Below are 15,977 nucleotides of genomic sequence, written 5' to 3' on the forward strand. Positions count from 1 at the left end.
GCTCAGGGGCCGGTGGCATCCGGCGTGACGGGGTCGAGCCGGGGAATGCTCGCCGCCGCCACCAGCACTGCGAGGACGCCCAGGCCGAACGGCAGCGCGGTGGCCGTGGCGATGCCGCCCACCAGGAGGGGACCGCCGGCATCACCGAGTTCGCGGCCGAGTTCGGCCGAGCCCATGGTCCTGCCCATCCGCTCGGGCGGCGTGGTGTCCGCCAGGTGCGCGAAGCCCAGGGGCGTGGCGGCGCCGATCCCTGCCCCGATGCACGCCGCGGCCACGAAAACGGTCACCACGCCCGGGGCCGCCGCAACCAGGGCGATGCCCGCGGCAATCAGCAGCAGCCCGGCGGTGGTGCCCCTGTTGTCTGTGACCGCGTTCCGGTCGCGCAGCCTGCCGATCCAGGGCTGGGTCAGCACCGAGCCGAGCGCCACCACGCTCACCGCGGCCGTGCCGGCGAAGGCGTCCATGCCGTGGCGGGCGGCCAGCGCCGGAAGGAAGCCGACGGCGGCACCCAGCGCGCCGGTGGACGCGGCCAGCACCAGCGTGGGGACCAGGAATCGACGCTCGCCAATCTGCCGGGCCAGGTCCATCACCGTGTACCGCTTCCGGGGCAGCGGCGGCAAATGCGGGACGGACGCCAGCACCCACAGCGCCGTGACCGCGGCCAGGACAGACAGGGCGCCGAACAGCAGCGGAAAACCGCCCGCCAGGATCAGCCCCGCGCCCAGCGGCGGGCCGATGATGTAGCCGAGGCTCTTCCAAGAGCCGTACCGGCCAAAGTAGGTGCCGGCCTTGCCGCCGCGGGCCATCCTGGCCACCATCGCGGACGACGCCGGTGAGAAGGCCGACGCAGCAGCACCCTGTCCCAGCCGGGCCAGGGCAAGGACCACGGGATCGGCCGCGCCAAGTCCGATCAGCGACAGCGCGGCGAAGGCCAGCAGGCCGCCCACGACGACGGGCTTGGTACCGATCCGGTCGCTGAGCGCACCGAAGACGGGTTTGAGGAACACCTCGGCAACGTCGTACAAGGCCAGGAGGACTCCGAGGTTCAGCAGCGTCAGGCCGATGTTTCCACTTTGCGAGCCCAGCCCGGCAGCGATGCTGTGGGCGCCGAAGGCTGTGACGAACCCCGCTGCATACAGTGGCGCCGAGGACGAGCGGGCGGCCTGGCCTTCAGTGCTCATGATTGGGACTTTAGTACCTTCACAAACTTGTGAAAACTCCGAAGATTAATCCATGAACACTGTCATCCAAACTGTGGGCTTGCATAAGAACTTCGGCAGGGTCCGGGCGCTGGACGGGCTGGACCTCGACGTCACGGCAGGGGAGATCCACGGCTTCCTGGGGCCCAACGGCGCCGGGAAGTCCACCACCCTGCGCATCCTGCTGGGCCTGGCCAAGGCAACATCCGGTTCCGCCACCGTCCTTGGCATGGACCCGTGGACCCAGGCTGTTGAACTCCACCGGCGCCTGGCCTACGTCCCGGGCGATGTCAGGCTGTGGCCCAACCTTTCCGGCGGCGAAACCATCGATCTGCTCTCCCGGCTCCGTGGCGGGACGGCGGATGGCGCCGGGTACCGCCGCAGCAAGGACCGGCTGTGCGAGGCCTTCGACTTTGATCCGGTCAAGAAAGGGCGCGCCTACTCCAAGGGCAACCGGCAGAAGGTGGCCCTGATCGCCGCCCTCGCCACGGACGCCGAGCTCTACCTCCTCGACGAGCCCACCAGCGGCCTCGACCCGCTCATGGAGGCGGTCTTCCGCAGGGAACTGCTAGATGTCGTCGGGCGCGGCGGCACCGTGCTCCTCTCCAGCCACATCCTGACCGAGGTGGAGGTCTTGTGCCACCGGGTGAGCATCATCCGCGCCGGCCGGATTGTGGACGGCGGCACGCTGGACTCCCTGCGCCACCTGACCAGGACCGAGATTTCGTTCGCCGCGGACGGCCTGGACACGGCCTCCCTGGCACGGCTGGGTGCCGTGCATGACCTGACGTTCGACGCCGGCCGGGTCAAGTTCAGCGCGGAATCGGACCGGGTGGCGGAGGTGCTGCCCGCCCTGGGCGCCCTGTCAGTGCAGGGGCTGACCATCACGCCGCCCTCGCTTGAGGAACTGTTCCTGCGGCACTACGGCGACACTGCGGCAGGTGCCGAATCCGAGGCACGGGACGCCGACGGGGACCACCGGCACGGCGCACGCCGGCACCTGCTGGGCGCCCGGGGACGTGGCTGACATGGCCGTCCTCATGATCCTCTGGGGCCAGCGGCTGCGCCGTGACCGCTGGCAACTGCTGAGCTGGATCCTGGGAATTGGCGCCTTCGCCCTGTTCGCCGCCTCCGCCGTGACCCAGACCTACGGCAACGCCGCCAGCCGTGCCGAAATCCTGCAGGTGGCGATCGCCACCCCCGCCATCCTGATGCTGCGCGGCCTGCCCCGCGGCGCTGACCAGGGCGCCTTCACGTTCTTCCTGGTCTACGCCTTCCTGGCCCTGCTGGCCGGACTGATGAGCACCTTCCTGGCCGTTCGCCATACCCGTGCCGACGAGGAAACCGGGGGCGCCGAGCTGGTGGCCGCCACGCCCGCGGGGCGGCTGTTGCCCACGGTTGCCACCCTCCTGCATGGTGCGGCAGCCAATGTCCTGGTGGCGGTTGCCGTCTGCGCCGGCCTTGCCGCCCAGGGCCTGGACCTGCAAGGGTGCCTGGTCGCGGGCGCCGCCACGGGCGCCGTCGGCCTTGCCTTCCTTGGCATGGGCATCCTGGTGGCCCAGTTCATGAGCACCTCGCGCGGCGCCAACGGCGTTTCCTCCGCCCTGGTTGTCCTGGCGTACGTGCTGCGCGGGATCGGCGACGCCACCGGAACCCCGCACGCTGACGGAACGTCCATGACCGAAGGCGCCGCCAGCTGGTTCTCGCCCATCGGGTGGGGCCAGCAGACGTTCCCCTTCTCCGGCAACCGGGCCTGGCCGTTGCTGCTGCCGCTGGGGCTCGGCGCCGCCTGCCTGGGGGCCGCGTGGGTCATCCTGGGCACCCGGGACAGCGGCGCCAGTGTATGGGGTGCCCGCCCCGGACGCCTCACCGCCCGGCCGGGTCTGCGCAGCCCTGCGGCCCTCGCCCTGCGCCTCCAAGCCAACTCGATCATCGGCTGGGCACTCGGTGGCCTGGCCCTCGGCCTGCTGGCGGGGTCACTGGGAAAGGCTATTGCCGCCGTCGACACGCCGGACACCAATATCACCGCCGTCCTGAGGTCGATCCTCCAGTCGCAGGGCACCTCCCTGACCCAGTTGATGGTCTCGGTCCTGTTCTCGATGGCAGGGATCCTGGCCGCTGCCTGCGCGCTGCAGGCCGTGATCAGGCTGAGGCAGGAAGAAGCCGCCGGGACCGCTGAACTGCTGCTAGCCGCTCCTGTGGGGCGGACGCGCTGGCTGGCCGGCTACCTGGTGCTCGGTGCCACGGCAGTGGTACTGGTGATTGGCCTGACGGCGGTGGGCACGTGGATCACGTTGACGGGGTCCGGCGACCAGGCCATGCCCGCCGATGCGCTCTGGCAAACCGCCGTGGCGCAGCTGCCGGCGGCGCTGATCTACCTCGCCGTGCCCGCCTTGGTGTTCGTCCTGTGGCCCGCCGCTACCATCGGCGTTGGCTGGGCCTTGCTGGGGCTCGGGGTGTTCCTGGGGATCTTCGGCGGCATGCTGGGCCTGGACCAAAGCGTCCGCGACCTCTCCCCGTTTACCCACACGCCGGTCCCGCACGGGAACGCAACCGACTGGAGCGGGGCGTGGTGGATGCTGGCCATCGCCGTCGTCGCCGGCGCGCTGGCCGTTGCGGCGATGCGGCGGCGGGAGGTGGGGGCGGCATGAGCACCGGGACGGAGGTGGTTGCCGCCCGGGACGCCGGGCTGGCAGCTGCCGCTGCCGAAAGGACGGCTGCCGCGTTCGCCGCCGCCGGGTTTCCCAAGATGCCCGCCAGGACGCTGCTGGCCCTGGTGGCATCCGAGCAGGGGAGCCTTACGGCTGCCGAGCTCGCGGAACGGCTGGGGGCCAGCGCCGCCGCCGTGTCCGGGGCGGTGCGCTACCTGCAGACCGTCGGCTTCGTGCACCGGGTATCGCAGCCAGGCAGCCGCCGCGACCTCTACGCACTGCACGACGACGAATGGTACGTGGTGTCCATGCGGAACAGTCCCATCTACGAGAAGCTCGCCGACCTGACGGACGCCACCGCCGAGGCCCTGCCGGAAGGCTCGGCGGCACGGGCCCGGGTGGCCGAGATGGCCCGCTTCTACCGCTTCCTCAAAGCGAGGATGCCGGCCTTGCTGGACGACTGGGAAAAGGAGCGGGAGGCACAGCCATGACCATCATCGACAACGCGGTGTACGTCAATGGAGTCCGGACCGAGGACCCGGAGGACCTGGACGAGACCTATTTCCTGCTGCGGCAACGCGAGGGGATGGCGTGGATCGGGCTCTACCGGCCGGATCCCGCGGAACTGGAGTCCGTCGGCGAGGAATTCGACCTCAACCACCTGGCCGTGGAGGACGCACTCGCCGGCCATCAGCGCGCCAAGCTGGAACACTACGGCGAGTGCCTGTTCCTGGTGCTTCGGCCCGCCAGGTACCGTGACGACGTCGAGAAGGTCGACTTTGGCGAGATCCATGTCTTTGTCGGCGAAGAGTACGTCGTCACCGTCCGGCACGCCGAGTCCCCGGACCTGGCCCGGGTCAGGCGGCGGATGGAGTCCATGCCGGAATTCCTGGCCCTCGGGCCGGACGCGGTGCTGTACGGCATCCTGGACCAGGTGGTGGACGAATACGAACCCGTCGCCGCCGGGCTGGAAAACGACATCGACGAGATCGAAAACGACCTCTTCGGCGCGGACCCGGACGTATCCCGCCGCATCTACGAATTGTCCCGCCAGGTCATCATGTTCCAGCGTGCCACCAGTCCGCTGGCCGGGATCCTGCAGGCCCTGATGTCCGGAACCCCGGACCGCGAACAGGCATCGGAACTCCGGGACCACTACCGGGACGTCCTGGACCATGTGCTCCGGCTCAACGAACGCGTGGCGGCGTTCCGGGCCCTGCTGCAGAACGCGCTCGCGGTCAACGCCGCCCTTGTGGCCCAGCGGCAAAACGACGAAATGAAGAACCTGACCGTTTCCAGCTACGCACAAAACGAGGAAGTCAAGCGGATCTCCTCCTGGGCTGCCATCTTGTTCGCCCCCACGCTCGTGGCATCCATCTACGGGATGAACTTCCGCATCATGCCCGAGCTCGAGTGGGACTACGGCTACCCGTACGCGATCGGACTGATGCTGCTCCTCGGGCTCATCCTGTACCTCGCGTTCAAGCACAACAAGTGGATCTAGGTTTTCCACACCGCCGGTGGCGCAGATCCGGGAGGACTCCGGCGCCGGTACAGTGAAACGCATGCCCCGCCGCGATGCCCCGATACCCCCGCTGGACGAACTCCTCGCGGGAGCGCACGTGGTCAGCCTGCCCATGCGGGTGAAGTTCCGCGGCATCATGGAACGCGAGTCACTGCTGCTCCGCGGGCCGGCCGGGTGGGGCGAGTTCTGCCCGTTCCCGGAATACGGCGACGCCGAGGCATCCCGCTGGCTGGCCGCCGCCATTGAAGCGGGCTGGCAGGGCTTTCCGGCGCCGCTGCGCGCGTCCGTGCCGGTCAACGCCACCGTGCCTGCCGTGCCCGCGGACCGGGTGCCGGAGGCCCTGGCCCGGTTCGGCCGGGTGGACGCCGTCAAGGTCAAGGTTGCCGAGCGCGGACAGTCCTTGGACGACGACGCCGCCCGGCTTCGTGCCGTCCGGGCGGCCCTGCCCGAGGCTGCCATCCGGGTGGACGCCAACGGCGGCTGGGACGTGCCCGCGGCGGTGGAGGCCCTGACCCGGCTGGCTCACGTGGGCCTGGAGTACGCCGAGCAGCCGGTACCCAGCATCGAGGGGTTGGCCGAGGTCCGCTCCCGGCTGCGGGACGCCGGCACTCCGGTGCTTATCGCGGCTGACGAGAGCGTGCGCAAGGAAACGGACCCCCTGCGCGTCGCCAGGGCCGGTGCGGCGGACCTGATCGTCGTCAAAGTGGCCCCGCTGGGGGGAGTGCGGCGCGCCCTGGACATCGTGGCACAGGCGGGACTTCCCGCCGTCGTCAGCTCCGCGCTGGACACCTCGGTGGGGATCCGCGCAGGCCTGGCCTTGGCCGCCGCCCTGCCGGAACTGCCCTACGCCTGCGGCCTGGGCACGGTGTCGCTGTTCGAATCGGACATCACGGTGGACCCCTTGGTGGCCGACGACGGCGCGATCGGCCTCCGCGATGCCGTTCCCGACGCCGGGCTGCTGGAGCGGTTCGCGGCTCCGGCCGAACGCAGGGAGTGGTGGCTGGACCGCGTCCGCCGCGTGCACGCCCTCCTCACCCCCTCCTGACACGCGCGCTCACTTTTGGCGGTTCTATCTGAAACGCCCGCTCACTTTTGGCGGTTCTTTCTGGAACGCCCGCTCACTTTTGGCGGTTCTTCCTGGAACGCGCACTCACTTTTGCCAACGTTCCTGCAGGTCACGGGCGGTTAACCATAACTTCATCGAATGGACGGTTTCCTGTACGAACGGGCTGGAAGGGTGAGCGGGCACCCCAAAGACATTCCTTCGAAAGGTTCCCCATGTCTGAAACTGCCCGCAAGTTCACCCTGCTGCCCATGCTCGGCCATACGAAGGGCAAGCGCAGCCCGGTCACATGTGCACTCAAATGCGACAACGCCTGCGCCGGCGAGGTCTGCAACACCAGCTCCAACAGCTACTTCCGCGACATTGCCTCCGCCACCCTGTCCCGCCGCGCCGCCCTGGGCCTGGGCGCCGCCGGTGCGCTCGCCGTCGCCCTCGGTTCCGCCGTCTCCTCCGCCGAACCCGCCTCAGCCGCCGGCCTGTCCAAGGCCGCCAAGGAAGGCTTCGGCCAGTCCAAGCTGCAATTCACCGCTATCAAGCCGGTGGACAGGGCCGTAGATGCCTTTACCGTCCCGGACGGATTCACCTGGCAGCCCGTCATCCGCTGGGGTGACCCGCTGTTCAACGATTCGCCGGACTTCGACCTGAACAACCAGACCGCGGCAGCACAGGCGCGGCAGTTTGGCTACAACAACGACTACACGGACATCGTGGAGATCCCGGACAGTAAGGGCCGCCGCGCGGTGCTGTTCACCAACCACGAATACACCAACGAAAACATCATGGTCCCCGCCGGCTACGACGCCAAGGAAACCCGTGCCATCGGACGCGCCGCCCATGGCCTTGCCGTGGTGGAACTGGAGCGCAAGAACACCACCAAGCCGTGGTCCTACGTTAAGGGCGCGCCGCTGAACCGCCGCTACCTCTCCGACACCACCTACGAACTGACCGGCCCGGTTGCCGGCTCGCCCCTGGTCAAGACCGTCGCCGACCCCTCCGGGCGTGCCATCAAGGGCACGTTCGGCAACTGCTCCGGCGGCACCACGCCCTGGGGCACCATCCTCTCCGGCGAGGAAAACTTCAACGGCTACTTCGTGGCCGGCGGCACCTCCGCCAGCGACAAGCGCTACGGCCTCACGGCCAAGCCCACCGCGCGCAAGTGGGAGCTGGACGACCCCCGCTTCGACACCCGCAACGCCGGCTACGAAAACGAAACCAACCGGTTCGGCTGGATCGTCGAAGTCGACCCGTTCGATCCCACCTCCACACCCAAGAAGCGCTCCGCGATGGGCCGCTTTAAGCACGAGGGCGCCAATGTGATCGTGGCCGAATCCGGTCACGTGGTGGCGTATATGGGCGACGACGAGAAGTTCGACTACCTCTACAAGTTCGTCTCGGCAGAGAAATACCGTGAGGGCGACCGCAGGCACAACATGGACCTGCTCTCCGCGGGCGACCTGTACGTCGCCAAGTTCACCGGCAACTCTCCCGCGTCGGAGATCACCGGCAACGGAGCGCTTCCCTCCGACGGCGCGTTCGACGGCACCGGCGAATGGCTGCCCCTGGTGGTCGGCGGCAAGTCCGCCGTCCCCGGCATGTCCGTCGAGGAGGTCCTGGTCTACACCCGCCTGGCCGCGGACAAAGTGGGACCCACCAAGATGGACCGTTGCGAGGATGTCCAGCCCAGCCTGCACACCGGCAAGGTCTACGTGGTCTGCACCAACAACTCGGACCGCGGCACCGGTACCAAGGAAGGCGCCACGGAGGTCAATCCGCGCACCCAGAACCGCGACGGGCACATCGTGGAAATCACCGAATCCGGGGACCAGACCTCCACCAGGTTCAACTGGACCCTCCTGATGGTCTGCGGCGATCCCGCCCAGGGCGACGTGACCTACTTCTCCGGCTACCCGGTGGACAAGGTCTCGCCCATCTCCTGCCCGGACAACGTGGCCTTCGACACCGTGGGCAACCTCTGGATCTCCACAGACGGCGCCCCCTCCGGCATCGGCTACAACGATGGCCTCTTCAAGGTCACCCTGGACGGTGCAGAGCGGGGCAAGGTGGAGCAGTTCCTTTCGGTTCCGCGCGACGCCGAGACCTGCGGACCGGTCATCCACGACGACGAGCGCACCGTGTTCGTCTCCGTGCAGCACCCGGGCGAGGAAGGCACCTTCGAGGCGCCGCACTCCTTCTTCCCGGATTACGTCCCGGCAGGTACGACGCCGGCTCCCGGCCAGGTGCGCGCGCCCCGTCCCGCAGTGGTCCAGGTGTTCCGCGGCTAACCTCCTTCCCAACGCCCGCTCACTTTTGACGGGTTTTCTGGGGACGCCCGCTCACCTTTAGCCCTTCCTGGGCGTAGAAGGTGAGCGGGCGTTTCCTTTTGAGCTGTCATAGGTGAGCGGGCGTTGGGGGATTTGCTGTAATAGGTGAGCGGGGGTTGGAGGGTGGCAGACTGGTTGGGTGACTTTGCCGAACGAACCTGCCCCGGACACCTCCGCCGAAACCGCTCCCGGGAACGCCACCGCACCGGCCGGCGGCGCACCCGGGTTGAGCGCGCTTGCTGCGGCACGGATCGCCGTTGACGTCCTGCTCGACGGCGGCGTGCGGCACGTGGTGGTGTCGCCAGGTTCCCGGTCGGCCCCCATGGCTTATGCCCTGGCAGAGGCGTCCGTGGCTGGCCGGGTGGACCTCCTGGTGCGGATCGACGAGCGGTCTGCCGGCTTCACGGCCCTGGGCCTTGCCCTCGCCACCGGCACGCCGGCGGCCGTCCTCACCACGTCCGGGACCGCCGTCGGGAACCTGATGCCGGCCGTGATGGAGGCAAACCACGCTGCCGTGCCGCTGATCGTCCTGTCGGCGGACCGCCCGGAGGAACTGCGCGGGACCGGCGCCAACCAAACCACCGTCCAGCCGGACCTGTTCGGCGAGCAGGTCCGGTTCGCCGCCGACATTCCCGCCGGGACCAGCCCGCAGCGCGCCGTGGAAACCGGGTTGTCAGCGGCCACCGGGGCGTTCCCGGACCTGCCGCCGGGGCCGGTCCAGCTCAACCTCGCGTTCCGGGACCCGCTGGTTCCGTCACCACAGGAGGGGTTGCCCGAGGCGGTGGAGAGGCAACGCTACCGGGTGGGCTTCGAGCCGCTGGTCATGAACCTGCCGCCCGCCCCGGAGGAGCTGCCCGAGCGGCGGACCGTGGTGCTCGCCGGGCACGACGCCGGCCCCGTCGCCGAAGCATTCGCCCGCGCCCACAACCTCCCCCTCCTGGCTGAGCCCTCCTCCAACGCCAGGTTCGGACCCAACGCGCTGGGCCCCTACCGGCTGCTGCTGGAGCACTTCGGGCCCGGCTCGATCCAGCCCATCGAGCGGGTGGTGCTGTTCGGCCGGCCTACGCTCTCCCGCCCCGTAGCCTCGCTTCTTGCCCGCGCGGACATTGAGTCAGCCCTGTACCAGCCGGTTCCTGTGGCCTGGTACGAACCCGGGCGCCGCACCGAACTGCCGCTGGAAAACCTCGCGGACCTGGCCGAATTCGCCGGCCGCGGGACCTCCGCCTGGCTGGATACCTGGCTCCTCGCCGGGTCGGCCGCCCAGCACGCGCTGGACCACGTGGTCTCCGACGAGGCTGCCGCCACCGGCCCGTCCGTCGCGTCCCTGGTGTGGAGGAACGCCCGCGGCCAACTGCTGCTCGGATCCTCCAACGGCATCCGGGACGTTGACCTCGCCGGTTTGCCGGCACCGGATCCCGCCGCCACCGTCTACGCCAACCGGGGCCTGGCCGGGATCGACGGCACCATTTCCACGGCCACCGGCATCGCGCTGGGCGGCCGGCAGGAAACCACCGTCCTGCTGGGCGACGTGACGTTCCTGCACGACGCCGGCGGCCTCCTCCTCGGTGCGGGGGAGGAACAGCCGGACCTGCGGATCGTGGTCCTGAACGATTCCGGCGGCGCCATCTTCAGCCTGCTGGAGCACGGGGGAGTGGAGGAAACCGGACGCTACGGGGACGCCGTCGAGCGCCTCTTTGGCACCCCGCACTCCGTGGACATCGCGGCACTCGCCAAGGCGTACGGCGTCGGGCATTCATTGGTCAGTACGACGGCGGGACTCGCCGAAGCGCTCGCCCAGCCCGTGCAGGGGCGCAGCATCGTGGAAGTCCGCACGGACCGCCGGCAGCTCAGGCAGCTTCATGCCCGCATCAAGGACGCCGTGTCCGCCGCAGTAGCAGGGGTGCTGGCGGGCCGGTAGGCGCCGCCCGTCACGTTGGTATGCCTTTCGACGTCTGAACCAGCCCGCGACGCAAAAATTCCCTGGCGCTGCCGGAATAACGGCAGCGCCAGGGAATCTGGATCGCGAAAATGCAGGAGCGTCAGAGCACGCGGCCCAGGAACTCCTTGGTCCGGGCGTGCTGCGGGTTGGCGATGATTTCCCGGGGATCGCCCGATTCCACCACCACACCGCCATCCATGAAGGTCAGGGTGTCGCCCACTTCGCGGGCAAAGCCGATCTCGTGGGTCACCACGATCATGGTCATGCCCGACTTTGCCAGGTCCTTCATGACGTTCAGGACATCGCCCACCAGCTCCGGGTCAAGCGCCGAGGTGGGCTCGTCGAAGAGCATGAGTTCCGGGTCCATTGCCAGGGCCCGGGCGATGGCAACGCGCTGCTGCTGGCCGCCCGAGAGCTGGGACGGGTAGTGGCCGGCGCGGTCGCCGAGGCCCACCCGGTCCAGCAGCTCCAGCGCACGCTTCTGGGCGGCAGCCTTGGACTGACCCTTGACGTGGACCGGTGCTTCCATCACGTTCTGCAGCGCGGTCTTGTGCGGGAACAGGTTGAACCGCTGGAACACCATGCCGATTTCGCGGCGCTGGGCGGCGATTTCCTTGGTCTTGAGGTCGTGGAGCTTGCCGTTGACCTCGCGGTAGCCAATCAGCTGTCCGCCCACGGAGATCCGACCGGCGCTGATGGATTCCAACAGGTTCACGCAGCGCAGCATGGTGGACTTGCCCGAACCCGAAGGCCCGATCACCACCGACACTTCGCCCTGCTGCACCGTCATGTCGATGCCCCGGAGGACATGGTGGGGCCCGTAGAACTTGTGCAGGCCCTCGATCTTAACCAGCGGTTTTTCTGCTGTGACCGTCATCGTGCACTCTCCTCGGGGAAGTCCGTCTTCATCGACCGCTGGGCGTCGGCACCCGCACCGGCAGCCTTGGCGGCGGCCGGATTCACGGCTGCGGGAGCGAGGTTGTCCACGCCCTTGCCGTAGTAGGCCTCGAGGTAGTGCTGGCCCACCATGAGGATGCTGGTAACGAGCAGGTACCAGAACGCGGCAACGATCAGCAGCGGAATCGGGAGGTAGATGCGGTTAGCCAGGGCATTGGTGGCGAAGGTCAGGTCCAGCGTGAACGGGACCGCCAGGACCAGCGAGGTGGTCTTCAGCATGCCGATGGTTTCGTTGCCGGTTGGCGGGACGATAATCCGCATGGCCTGCGGCAGGATGATCCGCCACATGATCTTGCCCTTGGACATGCCAAGCGCCTCGGCGGCTTCCTGCTGGCCCCTGTCCACTGACTTGAGGCCCGCCCGGAAGATTTCCGCCAGGTAGGCCGACTCGTTCAGGCCGAGGCCGAGGATCGCGGGGATCAGGCCCTTGCTGGGATCGGACAGGGCATAGCTGAACAGTTCGGGACCAAACGGGATCCCCAGCGTGAAGGCCGGGTAGAGGACCGTAACCAGGCCCCAGAACACCAGCTGCGTGTAGACCGGAGTTCCGCGGAAGAACCACACCCATACCCAGCTGGACCAGCGGAAGACCGGGTTATCGGACTGCCGCATGACTGCCAGCAGGATGGCCAGGACGATGGCCAGGACCATGGACGCCACCGTCAGCAGCAGGGTCCACCCCACGCCCTGGACGACCTTTACGTCCAGGATGTAGGTGCCCACAACGTCCCAGCGGAAGTTGGAGTTGGTGAACAGGCTCTGCACGAGCCCGGCCACCAGGAGGAGGATGATGACGGCGCTGATCCACCGGCCGGGGTGGCGCACCGGCACTGACTTGTTCAGTACCGGTGCGTCCCCTTGTTGATGGTGTTCCATGTGCACACCTGACTTGTCGTCGGTAACGCGAAAACTCAAGACTTAACCGCCGGGTTGACCTCGGACTTGGTGATGGCGCCCTCGGAGTTGCCCCAGCCTTCCAGGATCTTCTTGTAGGAGCCGTCTGCCATCAGCTTGGCGACTGCCTTCTGGATGACCTCGGCCCAGGCGGTGTCCGCCTTGGCCACGGCGATGCCCTGCGGAGCTGAGTCGTAGACGTCGCCCAGCTTCTCCAGCTGTCCGTTGGTCTGGGTCAGGGCGTAGCCGATGATGGGGGAGTCCGCGGCCATGGCGTCGATGCTGCCGTTGACCAGGCGCGTGGTGACGTCCGTCTGGTTCTTCAGGGTGACGATGTCAATGGGCTTCTTGCCGTCGGCGGCGCACTTCTTGTTGCGGTCGGCAAGGTCCGGGTCTTCCTGCACGGTGCCGGTCTGCACGCCGATGGACTTGCCGCAGACGTCGTCCAGGGAGAACTTCTTGGGGTTGCCCTTCTGCACGGCCCAGGCGGTGCCGGCGTTGAAGTAGCTGACCATGTTCACGGCACCCAGGCGTTCCGGGTTGATGGTGAACGAGGAGATGCCCAGATCGTACTTAGGGCCGAGGGCCGGGAGGATGCCGGTGAACTCGGCAGTCTGGACCTGGACCTTGAGGCCCAGCGTGGCGCCGATGGCCTTGGCGATGTCCACGTCGTAGCCCACGGGAGTCTGGCCGTCCGGACCGAGGAATTCGGCGGGGGCGTAGCTGGTGTCAGAACCCACGGTGATGGTGCCCTTGGACTTGATGGCGTCCGGGACCATGGCGGCCAGGGAGTCGTCCTTCTTGACGGTGGTGGGATCAAAGCTGGCGCTGGCGCTGCCTGACGAGCTGGCCGCGCTGGAGGGACCCGTTTCCGAGGCGTTCGTGCATGCTGAGAGGGCCAGGGCGCTGATGGCGATCATAGTGGCAGCGGTCAGCTTGGAGGTGCCCAGGAGGGTACGGGGAGTCTGCATTTCTTACCTTTTGTTGCAGGGGCTATGAGGTACTAACGCGGCTTATAGTGTAACGCTCAACAAGAGAGGTACGTCACACGCAACTAAGTTTCACTATTGGATAACTGTTGGGGGGACAAAATCAAGCCTTCCAGAGCAGGACCTGTCTGTCATCCCAGACTCGTGGGCCGCCCGGCGCTAGCTGTTGATGCCCAGGGACTCCAGCATCGGCCGGAATTTGGCCCACGTTTCAGCCAATTCGGCCTCCGGCAGCGAGCCGTCGACGATTCCGCACCCGGCATACAACCGGACGGTGTCCGCAGCCTCAATGACGGCGCCGCGCAACGCGATGCCCCATTCTCCGTTGCCCGCGGCGTCCAGCCAGCCCACCGGCCCGGCATACGGTCCACGGTCCAGGTGCTCCAGCTTGCGGATCAGCTCGCCGGCCACAAGCGTGGGCGTCCCGCAGACGGCCGCCGTAGGGTGCAGTGCGTTGATCAGCGCCAGGCACGTGGGTACGTGCCCTTCCACCTCGGTGAGCTCCGCCTTGACGTCCGAGGCCAGGTGCCAGACGTTGGGCAGCTCCAGGATGAACGGCTCGTCATGGGCATTCATCGCCTCGGAAAAGGGTGCAAGCTGCTTGGTCAGCGACTGGATCGCGATCTCATGCTCGTGCCGCTGCTTCTCCGAACCCGCCAGGACCCGGGTTGCGTAATCCATCGGCGCGCCATCCTCACCGTGGGCGTCCCGCCGGTCAAGGGTGCCGGCCAGCACGCGGGCCTGGGCGGTGCGCCCTTCCACCTGGATCAGCATCTCCGGCGTGGCGCCCACCAGGCCATCCACGCCGTAGGTCCAGCATTCGCGGTACCTGGCGGAAAGCTCGCGCAGTACATCGGCTGCATGTACGCCGGAAGGAATGGTTGCCACCACGTCCCGCGCCAGCACCAGCTTCTCCAGCGCTCCGGTGCGGATCTCGGCGACGCCAGCGGCCACGGCATCCATCCAGGCGTCCTCGCTGAGGGACCCGGTATGCAGTGTTGCGCCGGCGGCAAGGGGGAGGGGACGCACGACGGCGCCGCGGGCTGGGCCGGGCACCTCATCAAGGGTGCCGTCCCCGGCCAGGACCGGAGCGGCCGTCGTGCCTTCGCCGGCAGGGGAACTGCTGCTGAGCCAGCGGTCCAGTGCGGCGGCCGCCGTCTCTTCGGTGAGCGGGCCGTCGTCGAACGTCAATTGGGTGAGCCACGCCTGGTTGTCCCGGACGCCCACCACGATCTCCGGCACGATCAGCCGCGACTCGTGCCGGGAGGTCTTTGAGAAAGCGAAGGATCCGAACGCCACCGGGCCGGTGCCGGGCAGCTCCACGGCATCCGAGACGTCCGCCTCCAGGACCAGGTGCCGCCACCAGATATCCGCCTCCAGGAACCGGTCCGGACCCGTGGCGGTGAAGCGCGAAATCTCGCCAAACCCGGCCAATCCGGCTTCGCGGCGGGTCCAGCACAGGACGTCGTCCCTGACCAGAAACGAAGGCAGCCCCCCGGGGAATGTTTTGCCATCCAGGGGGACTGTCAGGGTGCGGAACGTGCTCGTCATGATGAGACAACACTACTCCCGCGTAGGCCGGGGCCATCTCCGGGTGCAGGAAGGGTCAAAAAGGAGAAGGAGCCGCTGGTCCGGACCGCCGCGAACATTTGAGACAATGTCATGGTGAACCGAGCATCCTTGGATAAGCGTCCGGACGAAGTAGCCACGATGTTTGACGACGTCGCACCGAAATACGACGTCGTCAACGATGTCCTGTCCATGGGACAGACCCGCCGTTGGCGGAAGATCGTGGTGGACGCGATGGAAGTCTCCAAGGGCCAGCGCGTCCTTGACCTTGCGGCCGGCACGGGCACCTCCAGCGAACCATATGCCGACGCCGGCATAGATGTGGTGGCCTGCGACTTCTCCCTTGGCATGCTCAAGGTGGGCAAGCGCCGCCGCCCGGACATCGACTTCATCGCCGGTGACGCCACCAATCTTCCCTTTGCGGACAACACGTTTGATGCCACCACCATCTCCTTCGGCCTGCGCAATGTGAACGAGCCCAAGAAGGCGCTGGCCGAGATGCTGCGCGTCACCAAGCCCGGCGGCCGCCTGGTCATCGCCGAGTTCTCGCAGCCCGTGGTGCCGCTGTGGCGCACCATGTACACCGAATACCTAATGCGCGCCCTGCCGGCCATCGCGGTCAAGGTGGCCTCAAATCCGGACGCCTACGTCTACCTGGCCGAGTCCATCCGTGCCTGGCCGGACCAGGACCACCTGGCCGCGTGGCTGCAGGACAGCGGCTGGGAAAAGGTCACCTACCGCAACCTCACCGGCGGCATCGTGGCGGTGCACCGGGCCTTCAAGCCTGCCGCCGGCCCCGAGGGTACCGCAGCCGCCATCGCCGCGCACAAAGGCCCGGTGGCCAAGCTGCGCCGCAACATCGTCCGCTGA

The 15,977-nt window shown here is 67.9% G+C and carries 13 protein-coding genes; 8 read left to right on the forward strand and 5 right to left on the reverse strand.

Going from position 1 to position 15,977, the window contains the following annotated elements:
* Positions 1-2: 2 nt before the first annotated feature.
* Positions 3-1,181, reverse strand: a complete 1,179-nt coding sequence (locus ACFVVC_RS08075) for an MFS transporter (RefSeq protein ID WP_387451046.1) — start codon at positions 1,179-1,181, stop codon at positions 3-5.
* 52 nt (positions 1,182-1,233) lie between these two features.
* Here ACFVVC_RS08075 and ACFVVC_RS08080 point away from each other — a divergent pair, with 52 nt between their 5' ends.
* The 7 genes from ACFVVC_RS08080 (at position 1,234) to menD (ending at position 10,677) form a co-directional block, all read left to right on the forward strand.
* Positions 1,234-2,226 (forward strand): ATP-binding cassette domain-containing protein, encoded by a 993-nt coding sequence (locus ACFVVC_RS08080; RefSeq protein ID WP_387451048.1) that lies wholly within the window; start codon positions 1,234-1,236, stop codon positions 2,224-2,226.
* Positions 2,141-3,850 (forward strand): ABC transporter permease, encoded by a 1,710-nt coding sequence (locus ACFVVC_RS08085; RefSeq protein WP_387451051.1) that lies wholly within the window; start codon positions 2,141-2,143, stop codon positions 3,848-3,850. Before ACFVVC_RS08080 ends, ACFVVC_RS08085 begins: the two co-directional genes overlap by 86 nt.
* Complete coding sequence (locus tag ACFVVC_RS08090) at positions 3,847-4,341, forward strand: GbsR/MarR family transcriptional regulator (RefSeq protein ID WP_387451054.1); 495 nt, start codon at positions 3,847-3,849, stop codon at positions 4,339-4,341. The genes ACFVVC_RS08085 and ACFVVC_RS08090 overlap by 4 nt, the downstream gene beginning before the upstream one ends.
* A complete protein-coding gene (corA, locus tag ACFVVC_RS08095; protein ID WP_387451057.1) occupies positions 4,338-5,354 on the forward strand; it encodes a magnesium/cobalt transporter CorA in 1,017 nt (338 codons plus the stop codon). The genes ACFVVC_RS08090 and corA overlap by 4 nt, the downstream gene beginning before the upstream one ends.
* A 61-nt stretch (positions 5,355-5,415) precedes the next feature.
* Positions 5,416-6,420, forward strand: a complete 1,005-nt coding sequence (locus ACFVVC_RS08100) for an o-succinylbenzoate synthase (protein WP_387451060.1) — start codon at positions 5,416-5,418, stop codon at positions 6,418-6,420.
* A 233-nt stretch (positions 6,421-6,653) separates the two neighbouring features.
* Complete coding sequence (locus tag ACFVVC_RS08105; RefSeq protein WP_387451063.1) at positions 6,654-8,720, forward strand: PhoX family protein; 2,067 nt, start codon at positions 6,654-6,656, stop codon at positions 8,718-8,720.
* Between the two features lie 178 nt (positions 8,721-8,898).
* Positions 8,899-10,677: a 2-succinyl-5-enolpyruvyl-6-hydroxy-3-cyclohexene-1-carboxylic-acid synthase gene (gene menD, locus ACFVVC_RS08110; protein ID WP_387451066.1), complete on the forward strand. Its 1,779-nt coding sequence runs from the start codon at positions 8,899-8,901 to the stop codon at positions 10,675-10,677.
* Positions 10,678-10,798: 121 nt separating this feature from the next.
* On the opposite strand, the gene ACFVVC_RS08115 is transcribed toward menD, so the two are convergent.
* The 4 genes from ACFVVC_RS08115 to ACFVVC_RS08130 all read right to left on the reverse strand — a co-directional run bounded on the left by ACFVVC_RS08115 (position 10,799) and on the right by ACFVVC_RS08130 (position 15,089).
* Positions 10,799-11,575 carry an amino acid ABC transporter ATP-binding protein gene (locus tag ACFVVC_RS08115; protein WP_308930159.1) on the reverse strand — a complete coding sequence of 259 codons (777 nt, stop codon included), beginning with the start codon at positions 11,573-11,575 and terminating at the stop codon, positions 10,799-10,801.
* Positions 11,572-12,531, reverse strand: a complete 960-nt coding sequence (locus ACFVVC_RS08120; protein WP_387451069.1) for an amino acid ABC transporter permease — start codon at positions 12,529-12,531, stop codon at positions 11,572-11,574. Before ACFVVC_RS08120 ends, ACFVVC_RS08115 begins: the two co-directional genes overlap by 4 nt.
* Positions 12,532-12,566: 35 nt before the next feature.
* Complete coding sequence (locus ACFVVC_RS08125) at positions 12,567-13,520, reverse strand: ABC transporter substrate-binding protein (protein ID WP_387451072.1); 954 nt, start codon at positions 13,518-13,520, stop codon at positions 12,567-12,569.
* Between the two features lie 177 nt (positions 13,521-13,697).
* On the reverse strand, positions 13,698-15,089 hold the full coding sequence (locus ACFVVC_RS08130) for an isochorismate synthase MenF (RefSeq protein WP_387451075.1): 1,392 nt from the start codon (positions 15,087-15,089) through the stop codon (positions 13,698-13,700).
* Positions 15,090-15,203: 114 nt separating this feature from the next.
* Between ACFVVC_RS08130 and ACFVVC_RS08135 the strand changes: the two genes are divergently transcribed.
* Complete coding sequence (locus ACFVVC_RS08135; protein WP_387451078.1) at positions 15,204-15,977, forward strand: demethylmenaquinone methyltransferase; 774 nt, start codon at positions 15,204-15,206, stop codon at positions 15,975-15,977.

Origin of the sequence: Pseudarthrobacter sp. NPDC058196, assembly GCF_042882685.1 — a bacterium.
In the GTDB taxonomy this organism is placed as follows: domain Bacteria; phylum Actinomycetota; class Actinomycetes; order Actinomycetales; family Micrococcaceae; genus Arthrobacter.